7 protein-coding genes are annotated in these 6,877 nt (G+C 57.7%); 2 read left to right on the top strand and 5 right to left on the bottom strand.

Features of this window, described 5'->3' with window-relative positions:
- The 4 genes from PPP56_RS08315 to pruA all read right to left on the bottom strand — a co-directional run.
- The coding region (locus tag PPP56_RS08315; RefSeq protein ID WP_353563579.1) for a DEAD/DEAH box helicase family protein at window positions 1-254 on the bottom strand (254 nt) is incomplete at its 3' end.
- Between the two features lie 485 nt (window positions 255-739).
- Entirely contained in the window at window positions 740-1,138 is a 399-nt protein-coding gene (locus PPP56_RS08320; RefSeq protein ID WP_353563580.1) for a hypothetical protein, read from the bottom strand.
- 81 nt (window positions 1,139-1,219) lie between these two features.
- Complete coding sequence (locus PPP56_RS08325) at window positions 1,220-2,068, bottom strand: SirB1 family protein (RefSeq protein ID WP_353563581.1); 849 nt, start codon at window positions 2,066-2,068, stop codon at window positions 1,220-1,222.
- 301 nt (window positions 2,069-2,369) lie between these two features.
- Window positions 2,370-4,007: an L-glutamate gamma-semialdehyde dehydrogenase gene (gene pruA / locus PPP56_RS08330; protein WP_353563582.1), complete on the bottom strand. Its 1,638-nt coding sequence runs from the start codon at window positions 4,005-4,007 to the stop codon at window positions 2,370-2,372.
- Between the two features lie 262 nt (window positions 4,008-4,269).
- Between pruA and PPP56_RS08335 the strand changes: the two genes are divergently transcribed.
- Both PPP56_RS08335 and PPP56_RS08340 read left to right on the top strand, forming a co-directional pair.
- Complete coding sequence (locus tag PPP56_RS08335) at window positions 4,270-5,520, top strand: ABC transporter permease (RefSeq protein ID WP_353563583.1); 1,251 nt, start codon at window positions 4,270-4,272, stop codon at window positions 5,518-5,520.
- A 23-nt stretch (window positions 5,521-5,543) separates the two neighbouring features.
- Window positions 5,544-6,020, top strand: a complete 477-nt coding sequence (locus PPP56_RS08340; RefSeq protein WP_353563584.1) for a redoxin domain-containing protein — start codon at window positions 5,544-5,546, stop codon at window positions 6,018-6,020.
- 365 nt (window positions 6,021-6,385) lie between these two features.
- Here PPP56_RS08340 and PPP56_RS08345 read toward each other — a convergent pair.
- Window positions 6,386-6,877, bottom strand: a 492-nt coding sequence (locus PPP56_RS08345; RefSeq protein ID WP_353563585.1) for a phosphoribosylaminoimidazolesuccinocarboxamide synthase, incomplete at its 5' end; no start/stop codon positions are given.

Below are 6,877 nucleotides of genomic sequence, written 5' to 3' on the forward strand. Positions count from 1 at the left end.
TCGGCGTACTGGTCGCGCAGGTTACCGCGCGGCACAAATACCACCAGTTGGTCGCACACGCCCATGGCGCGGGCTACACAGAAAGAAGCAAGCGCAATCAGCGTTTTCCCATAGCCCGGCACAAACACGCCCAGATGGTGACGCTCGCCGCGTTCGTAGGCAGCAGCCAGCTTGCGAAGAAATGAGAGCTGGCCATCGCGAAAAGAAAAGTCGGGGGCAGGGTGTAACCCCGGAAGACGTACAGAACGCTTCATGCAGATGAGGGACTCGTGGGCACAAGAACAACAACGTCTAATGTATGCACTACGCGGAGCCGCGTAAACCCCGCAGGCTCACATACAAGCAAAATACACAGGGTTTTGCTGCGCACAGCACCAGTAGCCTGCTGCCTCGCGGTCGCCCTCCAGCCCCAGAGCTTCTTTTGAAGGAAAGCGCCACGAATGCCTCAAGAAGCCTACATATCGCTGTGTCAAGAAAAGTCTCCCTGTACAACTGCTGCAAGACATCGCGCGCCTGTTAAGTCACCATCGTCAACCCAAAAACAAGAAGCACGACGGACGGGTGGTTCTTGAACCTTCAGTCAAAGTCCGAGCACGACATGAAGTAGAAGCAGTTGGGACAGTGCCGTTTGCAGCGTTCGTTATGCAGCCGCGATCCACAGTTGGGGCAGTAATCCCAGTAGTTGCCAGAGGAAGGGTCAGCCTCCGATGACAGGGAGGGAAAGGGCGCCTCTTCTGACTCAGTACGGGCACGATCGGGCTTGCTCGGGCGCGTCATCGGGCTGTAGGGCGTTTTGAATGCGAGAATACGCGGGCCAGTCTACGCGGTGGATGCGAAACGTATGGTCGCCGGCATAAATGTGCAGGCCGTCGCGCTGCTGCTTTGCCCGCAGGAGCGGATGCCACGTAATTGGGCGCTCGTGGACCACGTCGAGCGCTGAGCGCATCGCAATCTGATGGCCCCGTATCCGAATCTCGACTACGGTACGCCCGAGCTGGAAGTGGGTCCAGCTACTGGCAACGACGAGCACGGCCCCGGCGGCGGCATACAGCTCCGGAAAGAGCGGGGCGCCCTGTAGGGCCTGCATGAGTGCTACAACCATGACTGGAAGCATCAGGTACCCTGTAGGACGTGCCACGGCCCGGCTGTAGAGACCAGCGGGGGAAGCAGGACCAGGATGGTCTACGCTCTGGAAGATGGCTGGAGCCGTCACGGTAGACTATTCACTCGCTTCTATGGAAGGATCGTACGGAGCCATGAGCTGCATGAGTTCGCTTTGCATCTGGATGTTGTCGTGCTGCTTGGCCCACATCAAGAGGTTGCGAGCCATGCGAAGTAAGATGGAGCGCGGGGGAGCCGGGGCAAAGTGCTGCGGATGCGGCTGCACGTTGGCTTTCAGCAGAAAGCGCACGCAATCGCCCCGGTCCATCGGCTGCCCGTCGTTAAACGGATCAAAGAAAATCTCGTGCTGGTCATCCTGGTACTTTACGATAAAGTGCCGTGGGAGGTTTACCCCGTAGGCTTTGATGCCTGCTCGCTCAGCCAGCAGGAGGTAAACTACCGACAGACTAATCGGGATGCCCGTACGCCGTTTCAGCACGCGGTTCAAGAACGAGTTGTCAGGGTCTTTGTAGTCGTCTTTATTGCCGGTAAAGTGTAGCTCGTGTGCCATGTAGTCGGCCAGCTCCATAGCGGCACGATGCCCGGAAAGGCCGGGGTGTGCATTCTGGAAGGAGGCGGCCATCGCATCCAGCTGCTCCTGGCATCCATGTAAGTCAGCATCGGGGTAGCGGTACCAGGCAAGGAGCAACGCCCCCCGTTCAAGGTCGGGCGTGTCGCTGTCGAGGACGGCGTGCCAGGCGCGCTGTACCATGTCGAAATGCAGCGGCTGGATGCGGTCCATTAACGCCTCTTGCTCCGCCTCGCCAAGCGAGCGGATGTGCTTGCGTAGCGCGGCCAGGTCGTCGGGGCCACACGTGGCCAGCTCTTCTCGTACGGCAGCCTGCACGGCAGCGTCGGGGTCATCAAGCAGGGTAACAAGGGCATCGATCGAAGCAGTACGTGGCATAAGAGGACGACCGAGTTTTAATGGATAACGGGTTGTCCTTGCACGAAAAACACGGCTGTTGGATTCGTGACCATCTTGCGTTTTCGCGATGCATGACCGCAGGGGGGCTATTGCGTACTTCGTGCAGTCTGGGCTGGGGGTATAGCGACTATCCCGTCTCGAAGCGAAAGGCATCCCGCATCCCGTAAAAAAATGTAGCAACGATGTATCCGACATAGAAGGGCGTTACAGAAATAAAAAAGGATGTGCCCGGCGCTTGCCTGACACATCCCCTTTATACTTCAATACCATTCTTTACCGGCTATGCATCGGGCTGGTGGAAGGGGTAGGCATAGTGCGCGGGCGGATTGAAGTTCTCCTTGATGGCTCGTGGCGAGATCCAGCGCTGCAGGTTGAGCGCGGAGCCGGCTTTGTCGTTCGTGCCCGACTTGCGCGCGCCGCCGAAGGGCTGCTGCCCCACAACGGCTCCCGTGGGCTTGTCGTTGATGTAGAAGTTTCCGGCGGACTGCTCCAGGCGATCCATTGTGAGACGAATGGCGGCGCGGTCGCGTGCGAAGACGGCGCCGGTGAGGGCGTAGGGCGAGGTTGTGTCGATCAGGTCGAGGGTTTCTTCATAGGCGTCGTCGTCGTAAACGTAGATGGTGGTGACGGGGCCGAAGATTTCCTCTTCCATCGACTCGTAATGCGGATCGGTGGCTTTGATTACGGTCGGGTCGATAAAGTAGCCGGTGCTATCGTCGTAGGTGCCGCCAAACAGAATCTCTGCGTGGTCGGCAGCCTGGGCGCGGTCGATGTAGCCGGTGATCTTGTCGAAGGCGCGCTGGTCGATCACCGCGTTCACAAAGTTGGTGAGGTCCTCGGGTGAACCGACCTGCAGGCTTTCAATCTGCTCAGCCAGCTCATCTTTGATCGCGGGCCAGAGCGAGGTGGGGAGGTAGATGCGCGACGATGCCGAGCATTTCTGTCCCTGGTACTCGAAGCTGCCCCGCACGATGGCTGTGGCCGTCTGAGTCGGGTTGGCGGAGGGATGCGCCACGATAAAGTCTTTACCGCCGGTTTCGCCTACGATGACCGGGTACGACCGGTACGTATCCAGATTCTGGCCTATGGTCTTCCACAGATGATCGAACGTAGCCTTCGACCCGGTAAAGTGGAGCCCGGCGAAGTCGGGCGATGCCATAGCGGGGGTACCCACATCGGCTCCATCGTCGGCCGGCAGCATGTTGATTACGCCTGCAGGCATGCCGGCTTCTTCGAGAATCTGGTAGAGGAAGTAGGCCGAATAGATAGAGCGGGAGGCTGGCTTCCAGAGCACGGTGTTCCCCATCAGGGCCGGGGCTGTGGGCAGGTTGCCCTGAATGGCGGTGAAGTTGAATGGCGTGATAGCCAGCACGAAGCCCTCAAGCGGGCGATACTGCATCTGGTTCCACACGCCCGGGCTATTGTCGGGCTGCTCCCGGTAGATCTGGTCGGCGTAGTGGACGTTAAAGCGGAGGAAGTCGATGAGTTCACAGGCAGCGTCGATCTCGGCCTGGTATACGTTCTTTCCCTGTCCAAGCATGGTAGCAGCGTTCAGGGTGTCGCGCCACGGCCCCGCAATGAGGTCGGCGGCGCGAAGAAAGATCGCCGCACGGTCGCTCCAGTCCATCGCGGCCCATTCGGCTTTTGCCTCGGCGGCAGCAGCAATAGCACGACTCACCTCGTCGGCTCCGCACTGGTGTACGGCGCCGAGCTCGTGTTGATGATCGTGGGGGACGGTTACGCGGCTTGTGCGTCCCGTTTTTACGGCTTCGCCACCGATATACGCGGGGATCTCAACGGAGCGGCTGCGCAGGCGCTCCAGTTCGGCGCGAATGGAGGCGCGCTCGGGCGTACCCGGGCCGTATGAAAGCGTAGGTTCGTTGTCTGGCTGCGGGGGCGTGCTGATGGCGTTTTGCATGAAATGGGGTCAAGTTCTATTCAGGATATACGATGATGGAGCAAGCAAGGTATGCGAGAGCTCAAGCGCCGCTGTATGCGCGAATGCGACACGCCAGTGTAACCTATGAAAGCGCTCCCATAGGCACAACCGGCGGAAGAGACCTCTGCATAAATCTCAACCTACTGGTTTGACGGCAAATTCGGCAGATGCTGTGAACAGCGTGGGAGGGTGCGGGTACGGTGAACTGCATTAACTAATTTTACTTGTCAACGCTGCCTGTATGCGACTGGAATGGTTTCTGGCTCTGCGGTACTTCCGCCGTGCTGAAGGACAGCGTGAGGGGCGGGCGTTTGTTCGGTTCATCACGTATGTGGCCGTAGGAGGCGTAACGGTGGGCGTAGCTGCACTCATTCTGGCGCTTGGCATTGTGCGGGGCTTCAGCCAGGAGATCGAAGGTAAGTTGATGGACACGGGAGCTCATCTTAGTGTTGTAAGCTACATGGATGCGCCTCTCGAAGATGCGGAAACTATTCGTGCCCAGATCCGCGCCCAGGAGGCCGTCCGCGAGGTGCGTGCCGTCATAGAGGAGGTTGTGATTGCACGCACCGGCCCGCGCTCGATCGAAGGGCTGGTGCTCATCGGTACCGATGCCTTGCCCGAACTGGTGCGCACCACCGCGCACCAAGCAAGCGCTGATGAACAGCCTGGCGACGACCCAAGCGGCTTCCTAAGTGGCGACGGGATCCTCGTGAGTCGCTCCATCGCGTCGCGTTTCGAGATTGCCCCCGAGGATCGCCTCACGCTGTTTGCTCTTGAACGCAACAGCACTTCAGCAGCGCACCTGCAGCCCCGCGTGCAGCAGTACCCGGTCGCAGCCACGTACGCGACCTCGCTTGACTTCATCGACGATACGTTTCTCTTTTTACCGCTTGAGGAGGCACGTCGCTTTCTGGAGTACCCGGACAACCAGGTATCTCGGTTTGAGGTGATGCTACACCGTGCCGAAGATATCGAGCCCACCGCTCGCGCTCTGAGCGAAGAGCTGTCGTTTCCGGCTGCCGTGCGTACGGTCTATCAGCAGTACGCTGGCCTTTTCGCATGGATTAACTTGCAGCAGAATATCGTACCGCTGGTCATTAGCATTATCGTCATCGTTGCTGCCTTTAACATTGTGGGCACGCTGCTTATGATGATGCTTGAAAAAACCCGCGAGATCGGTGTTTTGATGAGCATGGGGCTTTCAGCACGGGGCGTTCAGCGTGTCTTCCTGGTGCTGGGTGCTGTTATTGGATTCGTGGGCAGTGCGCTGGGTACGACAATCGCTGTGGGTACCGGGTGGATACAGCAAACGTACGGCGTTATTCCGCTACCCGCAGAAGCATACTACATGGACACCGCTCCTATGGCGCTCAGTATGACTGATGTGCTGCTCGTAACAGGAGTCGCATTTGTTCTTTGCCTCGTGGCAGCTTACATTCCGGCGCGCGTTGCCTCGCGCATCGATCCTGTTCGGGTCATTCGTTTTACGTAGACTCTAAATTTTCGCATCCGACTATGACAACGCTCTCAGTAGGAGATTCAGCCCCCGACTTTACGGCTTTCACACAAGACATTGAGCCCTTTACGCTTCTGGATCAGGATGGGCCTGTTGTACTACTGTTCTTTCCCGGTGCCTTCACGAGTGTCTGTACCAATGAGATGAACGCAGTGAATAACGACCTTAGCGCCTATGGTGTAGATGATGGCGTAACGGTGGTCGGCATCTCAACCGATTCCCCTTTCGTGCTGGATGAGTATCGCAAGGTAAATAACCTGCAGTTCGACCTGCTCAGCGATCACAATGCAGACATCGCGGCCTCGTACGGTGCGAAGTATGACAACGACTTCACTCCGATGAAGCTGGATCGCATCGCAAAGCGCTCCGCGTTTGTTGTGGATGCTGACGGCATCATACAGTACGCCGAAGTGCTTGATAATGCAGGCAAGCAGCCCAATTTCGATGCAATCAAAGAGACGTTGGCGTCCCTTTAGACGCACACCGTACAGAGGCTCATACAGAGGCTCAGGTTGAAAGGATGGCTGCTGGTAGTCCTACACAAGCCAAACATATTTTCGCATCCGTTGCTATACACGGTTGCATGTCTGGTTAAGCTGTCCGTTACTTAAGCAGTGTGCATCCACGGAAAAACAGAGAACCTCCTCTGAATACGTACCCTGAACAGGCGTGTAGCCTGCCAAGTGGTCAGAGTGCTCTCTCTGTTGATACCGGTGGATCGTATCCCTTATCAACCGCTCTCTATATCTTGTAAACTCTGGTGTGGCTGGAGGGCCCCAGAGCTACGTAGCTACACATGGGGCTGAGGACATCGCTGCCGTACAATCGTTGGGCCGCTGTACTACGCCGCCGCTTGGCGGAAGGCCTGTACATTCTCGGCAATCCGTTGCTCAGGAGCGCGATGCACCTCAGCCTCAAATGTGTGGCCTGTAAGGCGCTCGTACAGATCGATGTACCGGGCTGCAATATCTATCCGAAATGAGTTGGGCAAGTCGGGCATGGTGTCGCCATCTCGTCCTTGAAAACCCTGGTCCATGAGCCACTCCCGTACGAACTCTTTCGAGAGCTGTCTTTGAGGCTCGTCTTTTTTGAGGCGGGCTTCGTAGCCATCCGCTTCGTAGTAGCGAGAGCTATCGGGAGTGTGCACTTCGTCGATGAGCCGCAGCGTACCGTCTGGTGCGCTCCCAAACTCATACTTCGTGTCGACAAGAATAAGGCCGCGCTCGGCTGCGATCTCGGTTCCGCGTTCAAATACGTTGAGAGCAGCCTCTTCAAGCGCGTCATATGTTTTTGCATCGACGAGACCACGCGACACCGCTTCGTCAGGCGTGAT

The organism is Longimonas sp., assembly GCF_040409695.1.
GTDB lineage: Bacteria > Bacteroidota > Rhodothermia > Rhodothermales > Salinibacteraceae > Longimonas.